Source organism: Pseudoduganella albidiflava (assembly GCF_004322755.1).
GTDB classification, from domain to species: Bacteria; Pseudomonadota; Gammaproteobacteria; order Burkholderiales; family Burkholderiaceae_D; genus Rugamonas; species Rugamonas albidiflava.
In genome coordinates, this window is the sequence record NZ_CP036401.1 from 6,265,412 (window position 1) to 6,284,980 (window position 19,569).

The following is a 19,569-nucleotide window of genomic DNA, read 5'->3' on the forward strand; positions in this document are numbered from 1 at the left end:
CGCGGTTAAGTTTGGCAAATTATCAAAACAGCGTGGACAGGTCGTCCTCGGTGCCGGCCAGCGTGCCGTCGTAGCCCGGCAGGTCGGCCAGCGCGGCGCGGAAGCGCTCGTGTGCCATGGCCGCTGCCACGCCGGCCAGCAACGGCTGGGCCAGGGCCGCCCGGTCGCAGGCGAGGAAGTAGCGCTCGCGGCACACGGGGATGAAGCCCAGGCCGAAGCGCCGCGCCGCCGTTTCCACGCCAAAGCTGATGTCCGCCATGCCGCTCGCCACGTAGGCCGCCACCGCCGCGTGCGTGAATTCGGCGCTGTCGTGCCCCGGGATGGCGCCCGGGTCGATGCCGCGGTCGGCCAGCAGCAGTTCCAGCAGCACGCGGGTGCCCGAGCCGTGCTGGCGGTTGACGAAGCGCAGGTCGGGCCGGGCCAGGTCGGCCAGGCCGGTAACGCCCTTCGGATTGCCGGGCGCGACGAACAGGCCCAGCTCGCGGAAGGCCAGGTGCAGGAAGGCGTGGCGCCCGTTGTTCAGCCACGGCCGGTAATTTGCCGCCGCCGCGCCCTCGAACTTCCCGAGCGGCAGGTGGAACCCGGCCAGGTCGCATTCGCCGCGCGCCAGCGCCGCCACCGCCTCGGTGCTGCTGCGGTAGCTGATGTCCACCGCGCCGCCCCCTTCGCGCAACTGCGCCACGAGCGCTGCCACGGCGAAGCCGTGCGATGCGGTCAGACGTACGCCGCGCGTGTCGGCGGCCAGCACCCGGGCGAGCTCCTGCTGCAGCTCCGACGCCAGGCTGTCGAGCAGCGGCGTGAGGCGCGCGCCGATGCGGCGGTCGGCCCAGATCAGCTTTTCCGCCAGCGGCGTCAGCACCGTGCCCTGCCCGCGCACCTTGTGCACGAGGGCCGCGCCGAAGCGTTCGCTGAACTGCTGCAGCAGCCCCCAGGCGTGGCGGTAGGACATGCCGCCCTGGGTGGCGGCCTTGCTGATGCTGCCCGTCTCGCTGACGGCGCCCAGCAGCGCCAGCAGCGCAGGCAGCGCGGTGGCACTGCCGTGGGCATCGCGCAGGAACCAGTCGGGCCGGATTTCCACGGTGAGCATATGCAAAATCCTTCCTATTGATAGTGTTTTCGGAGGGTGCTAGCCTGAATTTACACGATAAATAGACCAATAAACACGGGCCGCATATGCAAACCAGAGCATAAGCGGCCACACCAGGAGACGCCATGCCCGCAGTTGCCAACCCCGCCGTCGATACCCCTTCCGTCCAGGCCACCCAGGCCGCCGTCGATGACATCCTCGCCGAGCTGTTCGCCCGCCTCGGCGACCGGCAAGACCAGCTGCTGCCAATGCTGCACGGGCTGCAGGACAGTGCCGGCTACATCCCGCCGGACCGCGTGCCAGCCATCGCCGCGCACTTCAACCTGTCGCGCGCCGAAGTGCACGGCGTGATCACGTTCTATCACTACTTCCGCACCGAGCCGCCGCCCCGCTGCGTGGTGCAGGTCTGCCGCGCCGAAGCCTGCCAGAGCATGGGCAGCGACAGCTTGCTGGAGCATGCCGAGCGCACGCTGGGCTGCGGCCTGCATGGCCGCAGCGCCGACGGCGCCTTCGGGCTGGAACCGGTGTACTGCCTGGGCCAGTGTGCCAGCGCGCCGGCGCTGACGATCAACGAAGCCGTGTTCGCCCGGGTAAGCCCGGCACGCTTCGATGCGCTAATGGCAGCCGCCATGCCGCGGGAGGCCGTATGACCACGCGCATCTACGTGCCCTGCGATTCGGCCGCGCTGGCGGTGGGCGCGGACGAAGTGGCGGCCCTGATCGCGGCCGAAGCGGCGCGGCGCGGGCTCGACATCGCCGTGGTGCGCAATGGCACCCGCGGCCTGCTGTGGCTTGAAACGCTGGTCGAGGTGGAGACGCCGCAAGGCCGCACCGGCTTCGGCCCTGTCGATGCGGCGGACGTCCCCGGCCTGTTCGATGCCGGCTGGGCATCCGGCCACCCGCTCGCGCTCGGGCTGGTCGAGGAGATTCCTTACCTGGCGCGCCAGCAGCGGCTGACCTTCGCCCGCATCGGCATCACCGAGCCGCGCTCGCTGGCCGACTACCTTGCGCACGACGGTTACCGCGGCCTGCGCAATGCCCTGGCACTGGCGCCGGCGGAGATCGTGGCCACCGTGACCGCCTCCGGCCTGCGCGGCCGCGGCGGCGCCGCCTTCCCCACCGGGATCAAGTGGAACACGGTGCTGAAGGCGCCGGGCACGGAAAAATACATCGTCTGCAATGCCGACGAAGGCGATTCCGGCACCTTCGCCGACCGCATCATCATGGAAAGCGATCCGTTCGTGCTGGTCGAAGGCATGACCATCGCCGGCATCGCCGTCGGCGCCACGCGCGGCTACATCTACGTGCGCAGCGAGTACCCGCATGCGATCGCCCGGCTGGAGGGCGCCATCGCCGTCGCGCGCCACCACGGCTACCTCGGTGCGGACGTGCTGGGCTCCGGCCGCGCGTTCGAGCTGGAAGTGCGCAAGGGCGCCGGCGCCTACATCTGCGGCGAGGAAACCGCGCTGCTGGAAAGCGTGGAGGGCAAGCGCGGCATCGTGCGCGCCAAGCCGCCGCTGCCGGCACTGGCCGGCCTGTTCGGCAAACCCACCGTCATCAACAACGTGCTGTCGCTGGCCACCGTGCCCGTCATCCTCGACAAGGGCGCCGCGTACTACCAGGACTACGGCATGGGCCGCTCGCGCGGCACGCTGCCGGTGCAACTGGCCGGCAACATCAAACAGGGCGGCCTCATCGAGCTGGCCTTCGGCGTGACGCTGCGCGAGATCCTGTACGGCTATGGCGGCGGCAGTGCTTCGGGACGCCCCATCAAGGCGGTGCAGGTGGGCGGCCCGCTCGGCGCCTACCTGCCGGAATCGCAATGGGATACGCCGCTCGACTACGAAGCGTTCGCCGCGCTGTGGGCGGTGCTGGGGCACGGCGGCATCGTGGTGCACGACGACCGCGCCGACATGGCGAAGCTGGCGCGCTACGCGATGGAATTCTGCGCCATCGAATCGTGCGGCAAGTGCACGCCCTGCCGCATCGGTTCCACGCGCGGCGTGGAGGTGATCGACAAGATCCGCACCGGCGCCCAGCCTGTCCAGCAAATTCATCTGTTGCGCGACCTGTGCGACACGATGCTGAACGGCTCGCTGTGCGCGATGGGCGGCATGACGCCCTATCCGGTGCTGTCGGCACTGAACCACTTCCCGCAAGACTTCGGCCAGCCGGATACGTCCCGGCACGCCGCCTGAGGAGAACACGATGATCGAAACCATCCTGGCCCGCGACCTGGGCACGCCGCCGCCCGCCGTGTTCACCGACTACGTCACGCTGCAGATCGATGGCGAGCGCGTGACCGTCCCGGCGGGCACCTCGGTGATGCGCGCCGCCGCACTGGGCAACATCAACATTCCCAAGCTGTGCGCCACCGACAGCCTGGAACCGTTCGGCTCGTGCCGGCTGTGCCTCGTCGAGATCGACGGCCGCCGCGGCTATCCGGCTTCCTGCACCACGCCGGCCGAGGAAGGCATGGTGGTGCGCACGCAGTCGGCCAAATTGCAGCAGCTGCGCAAGGGCGTGATGGAGCTGTACATCTCCGACCACCCGCTCGACTGCCTGACCTGCCCCGCCAACGGCGCCTGCGAGCTGCAGGACATGGCCGGCGTGACCGGCCTGCGCGAGGTGCGCTACGGCTACGATGGCGACAACCACCTCAAGCTGAAGAAGGACGAATCGAACCCCTACTTCACGTTCGACTCGTCGAAGTGCATCGTCTGCAACCGCTGCGTGCGGGCGTGCGAGGAAACCCAGGGCACGTTCGCGCTGACGATCTCCGGCCGCGGCTTCGACTCGCGCGTTTCGGCCGGACAGAACGAACCGTTCATGGAATCGGAATGCGTGTCGTGCGGTGCCTGCGTGGAAGCCTGCCCGACGGCGACGCTGACGGAGAAATCGGTGATCTGGCTGGGCCAGGCGGAGCACAGCATCACCACCACTTGCGCCTATTGCGGCGTGGGTTGCTCGCTGAACGCCGAGATGAAGGGCAACGAGGTGGTGCGCATGGTGCCGGCCAAGGACGGCAAGGCCAACGAAGGCCACGCCTGCGTGAAGGGCCGCTTCGCGTGGGGCTATGCCACGCACAAGGACCGTATCACCAAGCCGATGATCCGCGCGAAGATCACCGATCCGTGGCGCGAAGTGTCGTGGGACGAAGCACTGGATTACGCGGCATCGGAATTCCGCCGCATCCAGGCGAAGCACGGCCGCGATGCGATCGGCGGCATCGTGTCGTCGCGCTGCACCAACGAGGAAGGCTACCTGGTGCAGAAGCTGGTGCGCGCGGCCTTCGGCAACAACAACGTGGATACATGCGCAAGGGTGTGCCATTCGCCGACCGGCTACGGCCTGAAGCAGACGCTGGGCGAATCGGCCGGCACGCAGAGCTTCAAGTCGATCGAGCACACCGACGTGGTGCTGGTGATCGGCGCCAACCCGACCGACGGCCACCCGGTGTTCGGCTCGCGGATGAAGAAGCGGCTGCGCCAGGGCGCGCGCCTGATCGTCGCCGATCCGCGCCGCATCGACCTGATCAAGTCGCCGCATGTGCGCGCCGATTACCACCTGCAGCTGCGGCCCGGCACCAACGTGGCGCTGCTGTCGTCGCTGGCGCACGTCATCGTCGCCGAAGGTCTTCTTGCCGAGGAGTTCATTACCGAACGCTGCGAGGACCGCGCCTTCCTGCAGTGGCGCGACTTCGTGGCGCAGCCGGCCAATTCGCCGGAGGAGATGGAAAGCGTGACCGGCGTGCCGGCGGCGCAGGTGCGCGCGGCGGCAAGGCTGTATGCCACCGGCGGCAACGCGGCGATCTACTATGGCCTGGGCGTGACGGAACATGCGCAGGGGTCGACGGCCGTGATGGCGATCGCCAACCTGGCCATGGCGACCGGCAACGTGGGGCGCGAAGGCGTGGGCGTGAATCCGCTGCGCGGCCAGAACAATGTGCAGGGCTCGTGCGACATCGGTTCGTTCCCGCACGAGCTGCCCGGCTACCGGCACGTTTCCGACAGCACCGTGCGCGGCCTGTTCGAGCAGGCCTGGGGCGTGCCGCTGCAGGACGAACCCGGCCTGCGGATTCCGAACATGTTCGAGGCGGCGCTCGATGGCAGCTTCCTGGGCCTGTATTGCCAGGGCGAGGATATCGTGCAGTCCGATCCGAACACGCAGCACGTGACCGCGGCGCTGTCGGCGATGGAGTGCATCGTGGTGCAGGACATCTTCCTGAACGAGACGGCCAAGTACGCGCATGTGCTGCTGCCCGGCTCGTCATTCCTGGAAAAGGATGGCACGTTCACCAATGCCGAGCGGCGCATCTCCCGCGTGCGCAAGGTGATGCCGCCGCGCGCCGGCCTGGCCGACTGGGAAGCGACAATGGCGCTGTCGAACCGGCTGGGCTATCCGATGAACTACCGCCATCCATCGGAAATCATGGACGAGATCGCGCAGCTCACGCCCACCTTCACGGGCGTCAGCTACCGCCGGCTCGATGAGCTGGGCAGCATCCAGTGGCCCTGCAACGATGCGGCCCCGGAAGGCACGCCGACCATGCACGTCGATACCTTCGTGCGCGGCAAGGGCCGTTTCATCATCACACAGTATGTGGCGACCAGCGAGAAGGTCACGCGCCGCTATCCGCTGATCCTGACCACCGGCCGCATCCTGTCGCAGTACAACGTGGGCGCCCAGACGCGGCGCACGGAAAACGTGCGCTGGCATGACGAGGACCGGCTCGAGATCCACCCGCACGATGCGCAGGAACGCGGCATCAAGAACGACGACTGGGTGGGCATCCAGAGCCGCGCCGGGGAGACCGTGCTGCGCGCCCTGGTCACCGAGCGCATGCAGCCGGGCGTGGTCTACACCACCTTCCACTTCCCGGAATCGGGCGCCAACGTGATCACCACGGAGAACTCCGACTGGGCCACCAACTGCCCGGAATACAAGGTCACCGCCGTGCAGGTGATGCCGGTACAGCAGCCGTCCGAATGGCAGCGCGAGTACCAGCGCTTCAATACCGAGCAACTGGAGCTGGCCGATTCCGGCCTGGGGGCTGACGGGGCAGGCAAGCCGCTCGCGGAGGTGCGCGGATGAACATCGACAACCTGGTCACGATGGCCAACCAGATCGGCAGCTTCTATGCCTCTTTCCCCGACCTGGAGGAGGCGCGGACGGGCATCGCCCAGCACATCCAGCGCTACTGGGCGCCGCGCATGCGCAACCGGCTCTACCTGCACATGGATACCGCGCGGGGCGAAGGCCTCGATGCCATCGTGCTGGATGCCATGGCGGCACACCGCGCCGGGCAGGAGGCGCCGGCCGTGAACACGTCGGTGCCGGAAGATGCCGATACCGGCGGCGACGCGGGATGAACGCGGAGATGGCGCGCGAGGCGGCCGCGATGCGCTGGGAACTGTCCATCGTGTGCGCGACCGACCAGCCAGGCAGCTTCGGGACTCCCGCCGGGAATGACGCGGCCCGCGCGGCAGGCATCGTGCGCGAACTCGCGGCGGACGGCTACGAGCACGCCGGCGAAGTCTCGCTGTGGCACGCGCTGCATCCGGGCGAGGACGCGATGTTCGTCGGCGCCTATTCCGGCGGCGTGCTGGTCTGCCATGCGGACCTGGCGGGGGCGCTCATCCATGGCAACGCCTGGTCGCGCGTGAACGGCAGCCTGCGCGGCGGTTTCCGGGAGACGCTGCTCGGGCTCTATCCCCGTGGCGAAGTGATGGCCATGGCGCTGCACTGCGTGGCGCAACTGTGGGGCTTCAGCACTTACCGGGAAAGCCGGCGCGTCCGCACCGTTGCCGGCTCGGGCGAGGACGGCCTGTTTGCCGACCACGGCGTGCCGCTGGCCGAGGAAATACCGGTGCTGGCGCATGTCACGCCCGCCTTGCTGGAACGGCCGGCGGCCGGGGAAGCACTGGTGCTGGCGGCTTCCGCCCGGATGTTCGGCGACAGCATCGACCAGCTGGGCGGCACCGGCCCCACGCTGAGTCATTACCGCCGGCGCCCGGCAGCCTGACGGGGAACGCCGCCCTGCTGGCCGGCCGCTTCCAGCAGCCAGTCCCTGAGCGCCACGGCGGCGGGACGCAGCGGCGCCTGCCGATGGTGCACGACGTAATAGCTCTTCGGCAGCGGCAGAGCATGTGCGAACGGCTCGCACAGCAGGCCGTCGCGCATTTCCACCTCGGTCAGGGCCGCGCTGCTCAGTACCGCTCCCTGGCCGTGCCGCGCCGCCTCGATGGCGAGGATGCCCTGGTCGAAGTGCTGGCTGGGGATCGCGTCGATCTCGCGTGCGCTCAGCGGCGAGAAGCGCAGCAGCCATTCCATCCAGTGCGGGTGGAACGTGGTGTGCAGCAGCGTTGCGCGCGCCAGGTCCGCGGGATTTTTCAGGCGCAGCTTTCGTGCATAGGCCGGCGTGCAGTACAGGTGAACTTCGTCGTGCCACAGCAGGTCCGCGTGCAGGGCCGGATCGTTGCCGTCGAAATGGCGGATCGCCAGGTCGATCCGGTCGCGCCCCAGGTCGACCAGCGCGGTGGTGGCGGAAAGATGCAGCGAGATGCCGGGATGCCGCGCCAGGAATGCCGCCATGCGCGGCGCGAACCACTTGGCCCCCAGGGTCGGCGGCATCGACAGCCACACCTCGTTGCTCTGCTGCAGGCGCAACTGGTCGCTGACATGCTGGATGCGCGCCAGCGCCGGTGCGACGGCACTCCAGTAGTTGATGGCCTCGGCGGTCGGCTGCACCTGCCGCGTCGACCGGACGAACAGCGGCACGCCGAGCCATTGCTCCAGCTTCTGGATCTGCTGCCCCACGGCGCCGGGCGTCACGTGCAGCTCCTCCGCTGCCAGCGCGAAGCTGTTGTGCTTCATCGCCGCATCGAATGCCAGCAGGGCTTTCACCGGAACCGTCATGGTAGAGATTTTCTATAGTAAGGCGGAAATCTTATCATTTGTCCCGGCCTTGCCCGCTGTCGATAATGGGTGCTCCCTTCGACTCTGGAAATCCCATGCTTACCTCGCTCCGGACAACTTCCCCGCCTGCCGCCCGCGGCGCCACTGGCCATTGGACATTCGTGCTGGTGGCGGCCGCGATCCTGATGGTGACGATGGGTACGCGCGGCTCGATGGGGCTGTTTCTTTCGCCGCTGAACACGCATACGGGACTGGGCATCGCCACGATCAGCTTCGCGATGGCGATCGCCCAGCTGGTATGGGGCGTGGTCCAGCCGGTGTTCGGCGCCGCCGCCGACCGCTGGGGTCCGGGCCGCGTCATCGTGCTGGGCGCCGTGATGCTGGCCGCCGGCTCCGCGCTGACCACGCAGGTGACGAGCGAGTGGGGCCTGATCTTCGCGATCGGCATCCTCAGCGCCGCCGGCGCGGGCGCCGGCAGCTTCTCGATCCTGATCGGCGCCACGGCCAAGCACATTCCGGCCGAGCGCCGTTCGTTCGCCGGCGGCGTGATCAACGCGGGCGGCAGCATGGGCCAGTTCGTGTTCGCGCCGCTGAACCAGGCCGTGATGTCGGCGTTCGGCTGGATGCACGCGATGTGGATGATGGCGGCGATCGCCCTGACCACCGCGCCGATGGCATGGTGGCTGCGCGGCCAGCCCCGGCCACCGGCCAGCGCCGCGGCGGAATCGGCCGGCATCACGCTGCGCCAGCAACTGAAGATCGCGCTGCGCGACCGGAGCTATTGGTGCCTGCATGCCGGCTTTTTCACCTGCGGCTTCCATATCGCCTTTCTCGTCACGCACATGCCGGGTGAAGTCAGCCTGTGCGGGCTGGACGCGAACGTGGCATCGGCATCGCTGGCCATCATCGGCCTGGCCAACGTGGCCGGCAGCCTGGCCGCTGGTGCGCTGGGCAACCGGGTGCGGATGAAGACGATCCTGTCGTGGATGTACGCGTCGCGCGCCATCGCCGTTCTGCTGTACCTCGCCGCGCCGAAAGTGCCGCTGACGTTCTACGTGTTCGCCGCGGTGCTGGGCGCGACGTGGCTGGCCACCGTGCCGCCGACCGCCGGGCTGACCGCGAAACTGTTCGGCACCCGCTACCTCGCCACGCTGTTCGGGCTTACGCTGTTCAGCCACCAGGTGGGCGGCTTCTTCGGCGCCTGGCTGGGCGGCGTGGCGGTGACGGTGACGGGCGACTACAGCTGGATGTGGTGGGCCGATGCCGCACTGGCCCTGGCGGCGGCGCTGGTGAACCTGCCGATCAGGGAAGAGCGGCCGGCACCCCGGGTGGCGACGGCCTGAGGGGCTCCGCGGATACCGGAAAAAATATTTTCGATACGCTGCATCCAATCGGTCCTCCCGCGAGTAGTACATGCACAACATTGCCATCCCGGCAGCTGTTGAGCTTACAACTACCGAGGACCGATCATGAACCGACCACAGTTTTCCACCCTTGCCCTGGCCATTTCGCTCGCGTTCGGCATCGCCGCCTGCGGTGGCGGCGGCAACCACAACGACACCGGAACGCCGATGCCCACCCCCACGCCGGGCGTGCCGGTGGTGCCGGGCGACGTGTTTGCCTTGACCGCCAGCAACAAGCTGATTTCCTTCAACCGCGACATGCCGGGCACGGTACGCACCACCGCCATGATCTCCGGGCTGCAGGCCGGCGAAAACCTGCTCGGCATCGACTTCCGCCCGGCGGACGGCAAGCTGTATGGCGTGGGTTCGACGGGCCGCCTGTACACCATCGATACCGCGAGCGGGGCCGCCACGCTGAAAGCCACATTGATGGCCGATGCGGCCGACACCACCGCACCGTTCACGGCACTGGACGGCACCGACTTCGGCGTGGACTTCAATCCGGTCGCCGACCGGCTGCGCGTGGTCGGCAACATGGGGCAAAGCCTGCGCATCAATGTCGACACGGGCGCCACTACCACCGACGGCAACATCAACGGCGGCGCCGCCACGACGCAGGTCACCGCATCGGCGTACACGAATTCGTTCGCCGGCACCGGCACCACCACGCTGTACGCGCTCGATACCGTGACCGACATGCTGTACATCCAGAACCCGCCGAACAACGGCACGCTGGCCACGCCCGTCGCGCTGGGCATCGACGCCTCGGCGGCCAACGGCTTCGACATCGATGCGCGCACCAACATGGGCTACATGGTGGCGACCGTGGCCGGCGCGCGCAACCTGTACAGCATCAACCTGGCGGCAACCTCGACCCCTGCCACGCTGGTGGCCGCGGTGGGCGGCTCGGAAGACATCCGCGGCATCGCGCTGAAACCGGCCCAGGCACCCGTCATCCATGGGCTGACGGACGACAACCGCCTGGTCGCCTTCAAGGTGGCCACGCCGAACACGATCGACACCACGGTCGCCGTATCGGGCCTGAATGGCGGCGAAACGCTGCTGGGCATCGATATCCGGCCAAAGGACGGCATGCTGTACGGGATCACGTCGGCCGCGCGCATCGTGACGATCGATCCGGCGACCGGCGTCGCCACCGTGAAAGCCACGCTGATGGCCGACACCGCCGATACCACCGCGCCCTACGCCGCGATCGCCGGCACCGCGTTCGCGGTGGACTTCAACCCGGTGGCGGACCGCCTGCGCGTGATCGGCAACATGGGCCAGAGCCTGCGCATCAATGTCGATACGGGCGCGACGACCACCGACGGCGCCATCAATCGCGCGAGCGGCGCGGCCATGGTCACGGCCGCCGCCTATAACAACAGCATCGCCGGCGCGACGGCAACCATCCTGTTCGACCTGGACACGGCTACCGACGTGCTGGCGATGCAGACACCGCCGAACGACGGCACGCTGGTGGACGTGGGCCGGCTGGGCGTGGATGCCGCCGGCGACGTGGGCATGGATATCGCCGGTGGTGCGAACGGCCTGGCACTGGCGGCGCTGCGCAGCTCGGCCACGGGGCCCAGCACCCTGTACCGGATCGACCTGATGTCCGGCGTAGCGACGCCCGTCAACGGTGCAGCGACACCGGCGGCATCCGTGATCGGCACTGGCGTGCCGGGCTTGCGCGACATCGCCATCGCGATCAAGTAAGGAGGCAGGGCCGCGCCTACATGACCTTCACGGCGCGGCCGATGTAGAGGATCGGTCCCGTCGGGCGGCCGATCGGCGAGCCCTGCTCCGGTTCCAGCGTGATCTCGAACAGCTGGTTCGGCTGCAGCGGCGGCAGTTTATCCAGCCGCACGTCGACCGCCCGGCCCGGCGTGACGAGGCCCAGCGACACCGGGCCACTCCAGCCATCGGCCTTGGTCCACAATTGCAGCGCGCGCTGCGCCGGCACGGCGGTCTTCACCAGCGGTTCGAGGCGGATCGAATTCGGCCCGGTAGCGCGGATCACCCAGCCCGGCGCCGCGTTCTGCGGCGTGGCCAGCACCACCATGTAGTTCGGCGCTTCCGGCGCCTGCATGCGCACGCCCACCACCACCGCCATGATCGCCGCGGCCGCGAAGCCGCCGGCGGCCAGGCCGCGCCACAGATCGAGCTTGTTCCACCAGCCGGTTCCGGGCGCCTTGCCGCGCACAGGCGCGGTTGCCGGTGCCGCCGGTGCCGCCGCCGTCGACGCTTCGATACTGCGCTCGATGCGCGCCCACAGCGCGGCCGATGGCTCGACCGGCTCGGCCAGTTCCGTCAGCGGCAGCAGCCTTTGCTCCCAGTACTGCACGGCGCTGCGCAGCGCGGCATCGTCCGGCAAGGCCTGCTCGACTTCGCGGCGCCGTTCGGCGGACAAGGTGCCGAGCACGTATTCGCCGGCGACTTCGTGGGGATCGCGGATCGGTCTCATACCATGCACTCCCGCAGCGCGGTGAGGCCGCGCTTGATCCATGCCTTGACGGTACCCAGCGGCGACTTCAGGCGTTCGGCGATTTCACTGTGCGAGCAGCCGTCCACGTACGCATACAAGATGCTGTTGCGCTTGGCCGCGTCGAGCTGTGTCAGGCAGTGTTCCAGGCGGCCGAGGTCTTGCCGCAATTCGAAGGCATCGGCGATGTGCGCCGTGGCGTCGCTGTCGATGGTGTCCAGCGCTTCCTCGTCGTCGACCAGCACTTCGCGCGCCCCGCTGCGGATCGCATCCAGTGCCTGGTACCGCACGATGCTGTAGATCCAGCCGCGGCCCGCGCCACGCGCCGCATCGAAGGTTCCGGCTTTCGTCCAGATGCTGACGAAGGCGTCGTGCAGCACATCCTCCGCTGCCTGGCGCTCGCGCACGATGCGCAGCGCCACGCCCAGCAGGCGCGGTGCCTCCTGGTCGTACAGCTTGCGCAGCGACTGGCGGTCGCCGCGCGCGCAGCCGCGCAAGGCGGCTTCGTAGTCGAACTGGTCGGGGGCGATGGGCACGGGGTTTCGTCGTCGGGTAGTGGGCGGAAACCAAGCCCGGTGTGGGCGATTATATAGATGGATGAGGCAGATGGGCGCGCGCGTCTTGCAATCGGCCAATGCGGCGTCCGCGCAGCACGTGAAGGATGAATCGGTGAGCCAGGCAGCCATGCCGCCCTGGCCGGCTCGCATCATTCCCGGCTGGCCCGGGCGACCAGCAGATCGGCAATTGCGAGCAACTCGCGGTCCGTGGGGTCGCCCAGGAACGCTTTCACCAGCACGTGATTGCGGGGCTGCCTGCAAATCTTTTCCGGCGAATCGTCCACGATCGTGATGCGCTCCACGTCGTAGCCCTGGCTTCGTACCTTGCGCAAGTCCTTGATGTACACATAGCCCTGCGTGCGGAGGTCGACGCGCTGGATGCAGCGTTCGGCGTTCCACGCGAATTTCAGTGGGAAGGTACCGAACACTTCGCTGGCGATCCGCTCCACGTACAGCGGCGAGCCGGACGACCAGACCGCCAGGTCGTAGAGCGGTTCGACCCGCTGCAGCAGCGTGGAGAGAAAAGGCCGCTTGTGGACGCGATAGCCCGCGAACAGGAAGTCCGCGGGCCATTCCAGGTTCGCCGTGGTGGCGTGTACCAGGGTCTCATCCAGGTCGAATATGAGGAGCGGGCGGGCCATCGGCCCAGTGTAGCATCAGCTGAACTTCGTGAAGTCCGGCTTCCGCTTCTCGAAGAAGGCGGTAAACGCTTCCTTCGCCTCGGCGCCTTGCAGCATCTCGAAGAACAGCTTGCTCTCCTCGGCGATGATGGCTTCCAGCTGCGCCTTGCGCGAAGAAGTCATCAGCCGCTTGGTGGTGCGGATCGACGCGGCGGGCAGCGCGACCAGTTTCGCGGCCTGTGCGCGGGCATGGTCCAGCACCTCGGCGGCGGGCAGCACCTTCGAGACGATGCCCATGTCGTAGGCTTCCTGCGCGGTGAACGGCTCGCCCAGCATCAGCTTCTCGGCGGCGCGCGCGTGGCCGCCGGCCAGCGGCATCAGCAGCGAGGAACCGAATTCCGGGCACAGCCCCAGCTGCGTGAACGGCACCGAGAATTTCGTGCCGTCGGCCGCGTAGACCAGGTCGCAGTGCATCAGCAGGGTGGTGCCGATGCCGATGGCCAGGCCGCTGACGGCGGCGACCACCGGCTTGGCCGATCCGGACAGCGCGCGCATGAACTGGAACACGGGGCGGTCGCCGAAAGCGCCGGTGTAGGTAGCCGCCGTCTTCATGAAATCTTCCAGGTCGTTCCCGGCCGTGAAGGCTTCCGGCTTGCCGGCCAGGAGGATGGCGCGCACGTCGGTGTCGTCCTGGGCGGCGTTGATCGCATCGGCCAGCGACTGGTACATCGCCGAGGTGATCGCGTTCTTGCGTTCGATGCGGTTGAATTCCAGCGTGAGGATGCCGTTGGCCTTGCTGACTTCGATCGTCATGTCTCTTCCTTCTTCCAGATGAATAAAGGGCGCCGGGAATCATATCCACGGCGCCCTTTTGTTGCTAGCGGGCCACCGGCTTCATACCAAACCCCACTGCGAAACCTGGGGTCAGACCCGATGGGTCTGACCCCGGCTGTTGTCGTTGGGGTAAGGATGCACCGGCGGCGCCTTGTTTGTTTTTACACGCGTTCGATGATGCCCGCGGCGCCCATGCCGGCACCCACGCACATCGTGACCATGCCGTACTTCAGGTTGTTGCGACGGAGGGCGTGCACGACGGTCGCGGCGCGGATAGCGCCGGTCGCGCCGAGCGGATGGCCCAGCGCGATCGCGCCGCCCATCGGGTTCACCTTGCTCGTATCAAGATTCAGGTCGCGGATCACGGCCAGCGCTTGCGCCGCGAACGCTTCATTCAGTTCGATCCAGTCCAGCTGGTCCTGCGTGATGCCGGCGGCGGCCAGCGCTGCCGGAATCGCCACCTTCGGGCCGATGCCCATGATTTCCGGCGGCACGCCGCGCACGGCGAACGACGAGAACTTGGCCAGCGGCGTCAGGTTGTGTTCGCGCAGGATCTTCTCGGAGACCACGATCAGCGCGCCGGCGCCGTCGGACATCTGCGACGACGTGGCCGCCGTCACGGAACCCTTGGCGGCGAACACCGGCTTCAGCTTGGCCATGCCTTCGGCCGACGCATCGGCGCGCGGGCCTTCGTCGTTCTCGACCAGGCGCTTCGATACCTTGATCTCGCCGGTCTTCAGGTCCGGCGTGCGGGTGATGGCTTCCACCGCGGTGATCTCGTCCTTGAACAGGCCGGCCTGCTGGGCGGCGATGGCGCGGCGGTGCGATTCCAGGCCGAACGCATCCTGGTCTTCGCGGGAGATCTTCCACTGCTTGGCCACGTTCTCGGCGGTCAGGCCCATGCCGTAGGCCAGGCCCACGTTCTCGTCCCTGAACGTCTCCATATTAATGGAGGGATGGTGGCCCATCATCGGCACCATCGACATCGATTCGACGCCGCCGGCGATCATCACGTCGGCTTCGCCGACGCGGATGCGGTCGGCCGCCATCGCCAGCGCGGTGATGCCCGATGCGCAGTAGCGGTTGACGGTCACGCCGCCCACGGTGTTCGGCAGGCCGGCCAGCACCACGGCGTTACGCGCCACGTTGAAGCCCTGCTCCGCTTCCGGGAACGAGCAGCCGATGATCGCGTCGACGATCAGTGCCGGGTCCAGGTTCGGCACGGCGGCCATGGCGCCGCGGATCGCGTGCACCAGCAGGTCGTCCGGGCGGGTCTTGTTGAACACGCCGCGCGGGGCCTTGCCGATCGGGGTGCGGGTCGCGGCGACGATGTATGCGTCTTGCAGTTGTTTGCTCATGTTTTTTCCTTGATGTCGGCCGCGATTAGTTACGCACCGGTTTGCCGGTCTGCAGCATGCCCATGATCCGTTCCTGCGATTTCGGGTTGTTCAGCAGTTCCAGGAAGGCCTTGCGTTCCATGTCCAGCAGCCACTGCTCGGACACCACGCTGCCCTGGTCGATGTCGCCGCCGGAAACGATCTCGGCGATCATGTCGCCCAGCTTGTAGTCGTGCGCGGAGATGAAGCCGCCGTCGCGCATGTTGACCAGCTGGCCGCGGATCGTGGCCCAGCCGTAGCGGCCGGTGACCGTGACCGGGCGCTGCAGCGGTGCGCGGTAGCCGGAATCGAACATCGAGCGCGCGGTGACCTTCGCCACGTGCAGCAGTTCATACGGGTTGAAGACGATGATGTCGTCTTCCTTCAGGTAACCCATCGCCTTGGCTTCCAGCGCGGATTTCGACACGTTCGCGGTGGCCGCGTTCATGAAGCCCGTCTTCAGGAATTGCAGGATGTCGTTGCCCTTGGCTTCCTTGGCGGCGCGTGCCGCCGCTTCCTTCAGGCCGCCGCCGGCCGGGATCAGGCCCACGCCCACTTCCACCAGGCCGATGTACGACTCGATCGACGCCACGCGGCGCGACGCATGCAGCGCCATCTCGCAGCCGCCGCCCAGCGCCAGGCCAGCCACCGCGGCCACCACCGGCACGTTCGAGTACTTCATCGCCATGAAGGTGTTCTGCAGGTCCTTGATCAGCGGATCGAGCGCCTTCGGGCCACCGGCCATGAAGGCCGGCAGGGCCGATTGCAGGTCGGCGCCGGCGGAGAACGCGCCGCCTTCGGCCGCGTCGGTACCCCAGATCACCAGGCCCTTGAAGTTCTTCTCGGCTTCGGCGAGGCCGCGCTTCAGGCCATCGATGACGCCCTGGCCGATCACGTGCATCTTGGTTTTCAGCGAGATCACCAGCACGTCGTCGCCGGAATGCCACAGGCGCACGTCGTTGTCTTCGAAGACGGTGGTGCCGGCTTTCGACGGGTCGGTGTCGCCGCTGCCCAGTACCGGGGCGCGGAATGCCTGGCGTTCATAGACGGCCAGGTTCGAGCGCGGCACGTAGCTGTTCGACTTGGCGGAGTACGAGCCTTCCGGCGTATGCACGCCCTTGTCGGCCACTTTCTCGTCAAAGACCCAAGCCGGCAGCGGTGCGTCCGTCAGCGCCTTGCCTTCTTCGATATCCTGCTTCACCCACTCGGCGATCTGCTTCCAGCCGGCGGCCTGCCACGTTTCGAACGGGCCGACTTTCCAGCCGAAGCCCCAGCGCATGGCGAAGTCCACGTCGCGTGCGTTGTCGGCGATCGTGTCCAGGTGGTAGGCGATGTAGTGGAACGCGTCGCGGAAGATCGCCCACAGGAACTGGCCTTGCGGGTTGGTCGATTCGCGCAGCGCCTTGAATTTCTTGACCGGGTCCTTTTCCTTCAGGATGCGGGCGATGATGTCGGCGGCCTTGCCGCCACCGGCCACGTATTCGCCGGTGGCGAAGTCGAGGCGCTGGATATCCTTGCCGACCTTCTTGTAGAAGCCGCCGCCGGCCTTCTGGCCCAGCGCGCCCTTCTCGATCAGCTTCGCCAGGATGTCGGGCGTCTTGTAGACGCTGGCGAACGGATCGTCCTTCAGGTTGTCCTGCATGGTCTTGATCACGTGGCCCATCGTGTCCAGGCCGACCACGTCCGCCGTGCGGAAGGTGCCGGACTTGGCGCGACCCAGCTTGGCGCCGGTCAGGTCGTCGACGACGTCCACCGACAGGCCGAACTTCTCGGCCTGGTGGATGGTGGCCAGCATGCCGAAGATGCCGACACGGTTGGCGATGAAGTTCGGCGTGTCTTTCGCACGCACCACGCCCTTGCCCAGCACGGAGGTCAGGAAGGTTTCCAGCTGGTCCAGGATTTCCGGACGGGTCGCTTCGGTGGGGATCAGTTCCACAAGGTGCATGTAGCGCGGCGGGTTGAAGAAGTGCACGCCGCAGAAGCGCGCCTTCAGTTCCGCGTCGAAGCCTTCAGCCAGCTGGTGGATCGGCAGGCCGGACGTGTTCGACGCGAAGATCGCGTTGGCGCCGATGTGCGGGGCCACTTTCTTGTACAGGTCGTGCTTCCAGTCCAGGCGCTCGGCGATCGCTTCGATGATCAGGTCGCAGTCGGCCAGCTGGTCCAGGTTGTCCTCATAGTTGGCGACCTGGATCAGCGCGGCGTCTTCCTTGTCGCCCAGCGGTGCCGGCGACAGTTTTTTCAGGTTTTCGATGGCTTTCAGGACGATGCCGTTCTTCGGCGTGCCTTCCTTGCCTGGCAGGTCGAACAGCACGACCTGCACCTTGGCGTTCACGCAGTGGGCGGCGATCTGCGCGCCCATCACGCCGGCGCCGAGCACGGCGACTTTTTTGACAGTGAAATTGGTCATTGTTGTTGTCCTTGGTCTGTTAGAACAGGTCGGCGTCCAGCGCCATCAGGTTCGATGCGCCCGAGCGTGCCTGGCGGATCAGCATCGCGGTTTCCGGGTACAGGCGGCCGAAGTAGAAGCGCGCGGTGGCCAGCTTGGCCTTGTAGAACTTGTCGTCCGAATCCTGCTTCTCCAGCGCGATCTTGGCCATCTGCGCGAAGAAGTACGAGAACACCAGGTGGCCGGCAACGCGCAGGTAAGGCACGGCGGCGGCGCCCACTTCATCCTGGTTCTGGAAGGCCTTCATGCCGATTTCCATCGTCAGCTTGGTGACTTTCTCGCCCAGGTCGCCCAGCGGCGTGACGAATTCGGACATCGCTTCATCGGTGCCGTTCTCTTCCACGAAGGCGCGGATCTTCTCGCCGAACTTGCGCAGCTTCGAACCGTTGTCCATCAGGATCTTGCGGCCCAGCAGGTCCAGCGACTGCACGGTGTTGGTGCCTTCGTAGATCATGTTGATGCGGGCGTCGCGCACGTACTGCTCCATGCCCCATTCGGCGATGTAGCCGTGGCCGCCGAACACCTGCATCGCTTCCGAGGTGGCGATCCAGCCGTTGTCGGTGATGAAGGCTTTCACGATCGGCGTCAGCAGGGCCACTTCGTCGCCGGCTTCCTTGCGCACTTCTTCGTCCGGGTGGTTCAGTTCACGGTCGATCTGCAGGGCCACGTAGCTGGTCAGCGCGCGGGCGCCTTCGGCGAAGGCTTTCGCCGTCAGCAGCATGCGGCGCACGTCCGGGTGCACGATGATCGGGTCGGCTGGCTTGTCCGGTGCCTTGGCGCCGGACAGGGAGCGCATTTGCAGGCGGTCCTTGGCGTATACCAGCGCATTCTGGTAAGCCACTTCGGTCAGGCCCAGCGACTGCATGCCCACGCCCAGGCGGGCGGCGTTCATGAACACGAACATCGCGTTCAGGCCCTTGTTCGGCTGGCCGATGATCCAGCCCTTGGCGCCGTCCAGGTTCATCTGGCAGGTGGAGTTGCCGTGGATGCCCATCTTTTCTTCGATGGCGCCGCAGAAGATCGGGTTGCGCTCGCCGATGCCGCCGTTACCGTCCGGCAGGAATTTCGGGACCAGGAACAGCGAGATGCCCTTCGAGCCTTCCGGTGCGTCCGGCACGCGGGCCAGCACCAGGTGCAGGATGTTTTCCGACATGTCATGCTCGCCGGCCGAGATGAAGATCTTGTTGCCGGTGATGGTCCAGGAACCGTCGTCGTTCGGCAGCGCCTTGGTGCGCAGCAGGCCCAGGTCGGTGCCGCAATGCGGTTCGGTCAGGCACATGGTGCCGGTCCATTCGCCCGACACCAGCTTCGGCAGGTAGGTCTTCTTCTGCTCGTCCGTACCGTGTTCCTTCAGGCACTCGTAGGCGCCATGCGACAGGCCCGGGTACATCGTCCATGCCTGGTTCGACGAGTTCAGCATCTCGTAGAACGAGTTGTTCAGCACCACCGGCAAGCCCTGGCCGCCGTATTCGGGATCGCACGCCAGCGCCGCCCAGCCACCTTCCACGTACTGCTTGTACGCTTCCTTGTAGCCTTTCGGCGTGGTGACGGTCTTCGCTTCGACATCGTGGTGGCAGCCTTCGCGGTCGCCGGAGTGGTTCAGCGGGAACAGCACTTCGGACGTGAACTTCGCGCCTTCTTCCAGCACGGCGTTGATGATGTCGGCATCGGTCTCGGCGTGGGCCGGCAGTTCCTTGAGCTGCTCTTCCACCTTCAGGAACTCATGCAGAACGAATTGCATATCCCGGATTGGCGCGACGTATTGACCCATGTTTATCTCCTGCGACTGTAGGCTAAGTGTGATTGATGCCGCACCTTGTGGATGCGGCAGGTGTTATGACTGT

At 67.0% G+C, this 19,569-nt stretch carries 16 protein-coding genes; 7 read left to right on the plus strand and 9 right to left on the minus strand.

The window, feature by feature from the left end:
• Positions 1-22: 22 nt before the first annotated feature.
• Positions 23-1,087: a substrate-binding domain-containing protein gene (locus tag EYF70_RS26060; RefSeq protein ID WP_131147980.1), complete on the minus strand. Its 1,065-nt coding sequence runs from the start codon at positions 1,085-1,087 to the stop codon at positions 23-25.
• A gap of 125 nt (positions 1,088-1,212) precedes the next feature.
• Here EYF70_RS26060 and EYF70_RS26065 point away from each other — a divergent pair, with 125 nt between their 5' ends.
• The 5 genes from EYF70_RS26065 to EYF70_RS26085 are packed head-to-tail and all read left to right on the plus strand — an operon-like array spanning position 1,213 to position 7,111.
• Complete coding sequence (locus EYF70_RS26065) at positions 1,213-1,737, plus strand: formate dehydrogenase subunit gamma (protein WP_131147981.1); 525 nt, start codon at positions 1,213-1,215, stop codon at positions 1,735-1,737.
• Complete coding sequence (locus EYF70_RS26070; RefSeq protein ID WP_131147982.1) at positions 1,734-3,284, plus strand: formate dehydrogenase beta subunit; 1,551 nt, start codon at positions 1,734-1,736, stop codon at positions 3,282-3,284. The genes EYF70_RS26065 and EYF70_RS26070 overlap by 4 nt, the downstream gene beginning before the upstream one ends.
• A 10-nt stretch (positions 3,285-3,294) precedes the next feature.
• Positions 3,295-6,180, plus strand: coding sequence for a formate dehydrogenase subunit alpha (fdhF, locus tag EYF70_RS26075; RefSeq protein WP_131147983.1), 2,886 nt, complete (start codon positions 3,295-3,297; stop codon positions 6,178-6,180).
• The gene (locus tag EYF70_RS26080; protein WP_131147984.1) at positions 6,177-6,458 is read left to right on the plus strand and encodes a formate dehydrogenase subunit delta; all 282 of its coding nucleotides are present in this window, start codon (positions 6,177-6,179) and stop codon (positions 6,456-6,458) included. The genes fdhF and EYF70_RS26080 overlap by 4 nt, the downstream gene beginning before the upstream one ends.
• The gene (locus EYF70_RS26085) at positions 6,455-7,111 is read left to right on the plus strand and encodes a DUF6928 family protein (protein WP_131147985.1); all 657 of its coding nucleotides are present in this window, start codon (positions 6,455-6,457) and stop codon (positions 7,109-7,111) included. The genes EYF70_RS26080 and EYF70_RS26085 overlap by 4 nt, the downstream gene beginning before the upstream one ends.
• Here EYF70_RS26085 and EYF70_RS26090 read toward each other — a convergent pair.
• Positions 7,087-8,004: a LysR substrate-binding domain-containing protein gene (locus tag EYF70_RS26090; protein WP_131147986.1), complete on the minus strand. Its 918-nt coding sequence runs from the start codon at positions 8,002-8,004 to the stop codon at positions 7,087-7,089. The genes EYF70_RS26085 and EYF70_RS26090 overlap by 25 nt on opposite strands.
• A 95-nt stretch (positions 8,005-8,099) precedes the next feature.
• On the opposite strand from EYF70_RS26090, the gene EYF70_RS26095 reads away from it, so the two are divergent.
• Both EYF70_RS26095 and EYF70_RS26100 read left to right on the plus strand, forming a co-directional pair.
• Positions 8,100-9,347, plus strand: coding sequence for an MFS transporter (locus EYF70_RS26095; RefSeq protein WP_131147987.1), 1,248 nt, complete (start codon positions 8,100-8,102; stop codon positions 9,345-9,347).
• A 126-nt stretch (positions 9,348-9,473) separates the two neighbouring features.
• A complete protein-coding gene (locus EYF70_RS26100) occupies positions 9,474-11,126 on the plus strand; it encodes a DUF4394 domain-containing protein (protein ID WP_131147988.1) in 1,653 nt (550 codons plus the stop codon).
• 16 nt (positions 11,127-11,142) lie between these two features.
• Here EYF70_RS26100 and EYF70_RS26105 read toward each other — a convergent pair whose 3' ends face one another.
• The 7 genes from EYF70_RS26105 to EYF70_RS26135 all read right to left on the minus strand — a co-directional run bounded on the left by EYF70_RS26105 (position 11,143) and on the right by EYF70_RS26135 (position 19,496).
• Positions 11,143-11,874 carry an anti-sigma factor gene (locus tag EYF70_RS26105; protein WP_131147989.1) on the minus strand — a complete coding sequence of 244 codons (732 nt, stop codon included), beginning with the start codon at positions 11,872-11,874 and terminating at the stop codon, positions 11,143-11,145.
• Positions 11,871-12,428, minus strand: a complete 558-nt coding sequence (locus EYF70_RS26110; RefSeq protein WP_229420569.1) for a sigma-70 family RNA polymerase sigma factor — start codon at positions 12,426-12,428, stop codon at positions 11,871-11,873. The genes EYF70_RS26105 and EYF70_RS26110 overlap by 4 nt, the downstream gene beginning before the upstream one ends.
• 170 nt (positions 12,429-12,598) lie before the next feature.
• Positions 12,599-13,090 carry an HAD family hydrolase gene (locus EYF70_RS26115; RefSeq protein WP_131147991.1) on the minus strand — a complete coding sequence of 164 codons (492 nt, stop codon included), beginning with the start codon at positions 13,088-13,090 and terminating at the stop codon, positions 12,599-12,601.
• Positions 13,091-13,105: 15 nt separating this feature from the next.
• Positions 13,106-13,882, minus strand: coding sequence for an enoyl-CoA hydratase (locus tag EYF70_RS26120; protein WP_131147992.1), 777 nt, complete (start codon positions 13,880-13,882; stop codon positions 13,106-13,108).
• Between the two features lie 182 nt (positions 13,883-14,064).
• Positions 14,065-15,261: an acetyl-CoA C-acyltransferase gene (locus EYF70_RS26125; protein WP_131147993.1), complete on the minus strand. Its 1,197-nt coding sequence runs from the start codon at positions 15,259-15,261 to the stop codon at positions 14,065-14,067.
• Between the two features lie 25 nt (positions 15,262-15,286).
• Positions 15,287-17,686 carry a 3-hydroxyacyl-CoA dehydrogenase/enoyl-CoA hydratase family protein gene (locus tag EYF70_RS26130; protein ID WP_131147994.1) on the minus strand — a complete coding sequence of 800 codons (2,400 nt, stop codon included), beginning with the start codon at positions 17,684-17,686 and terminating at the stop codon, positions 15,287-15,289.
• Between the two features lie 19 nt (positions 17,687-17,705).
• Positions 17,706-19,496, minus strand: a complete 1,791-nt coding sequence (locus EYF70_RS26135) for an acyl-CoA dehydrogenase C-terminal domain-containing protein (protein WP_131147995.1) — start codon at positions 19,494-19,496, stop codon at positions 17,706-17,708.
• Positions 19,497-19,569 lie beyond the last annotated feature (73 nt).

Coding starts and splice junctions, on each gene's coding strand:
- EYF70_RS26085 (WP_131147985.1), top strand. CDS start 6,455: ATGAACGCGGAGATGGCGCGCGAGGCGGCCGCGATGCGCTGGGAACTG.
- EYF70_RS26065 (WP_131147981.1), top strand. CDS start 1,213: ATGCCCGCAGTTGCCAACCCCGCCGTCGATACCCCTTCCGTCCAGGCC.
- EYF70_RS26060 (WP_131147980.1), bottom strand. CDS start 1,087: ATGCTCACCGTGGAAATCCGGCCCGACTGGTTCCTGCGCGATGCCCAC.
- EYF70_RS26095 (WP_131147987.1), top strand. CDS start 8,100: ATGCTTACCTCGCTCCGGACAACTTCCCCGCCTGCCGCCCGCGGCGCC.
- EYF70_RS26115 (WP_131147991.1), bottom strand. CDS start 13,090: ATGGCCCGCCCGCTCCTCATATTCGACCTGGATGAGACCCTGGTACAC.
- EYF70_RS26125 (WP_131147993.1), bottom strand. CDS start 15,261: ATGAGCAAACAACTGCAAGACGCATACATCGTCGCCGCGACCCGCACC.
- fdhF (WP_131147983.1), top strand. CDS start 3,295: ATGATCGAAACCATCCTGGCCCGCGACCTGGGCACGCCGCCGCCCGCC.
- EYF70_RS26130 (WP_131147994.1), bottom strand. CDS start 17,686: ATGACCAATTTCACTGTCAAAAAAGTCGCCGTGCTCGGCGCCGGCGTG.
- EYF70_RS26090 (WP_131147986.1), bottom strand. CDS start 8,004: ATGACGGTTCCGGTGAAAGCCCTGCTGGCATTCGATGCGGCGATGAAG.
- EYF70_RS26105 (WP_131147989.1), bottom strand. CDS start 11,874: ATGAGACCGATCCGCGATCCCCACGAAGTCGCCGGCGAATACGTGCTC.
- EYF70_RS26120 (WP_131147992.1), bottom strand. CDS start 13,882: ATGACGATCGAAGTCAGCAAGGCCAACGGCATCCTCACGCTGGAATTC.
- EYF70_RS26080 (WP_131147984.1), top strand. CDS start 6,177: ATGAACATCGACAACCTGGTCACGATGGCCAACCAGATCGGCAGCTTC.
- EYF70_RS26070 (WP_131147982.1), top strand. CDS start 1,734: ATGACCACGCGCATCTACGTGCCCTGCGATTCGGCCGCGCTGGCGGTG.
- EYF70_RS26100 (WP_131147988.1), top strand. CDS start 9,474: ATGAACCGACCACAGTTTTCCACCCTTGCCCTGGCCATTTCGCTCGCG.
- EYF70_RS26135 (WP_131147995.1), bottom strand. CDS start 19,496: ATGGGTCAATACGTCGCGCCAATCCGGGATATGCAATTCGTTCTGCAT.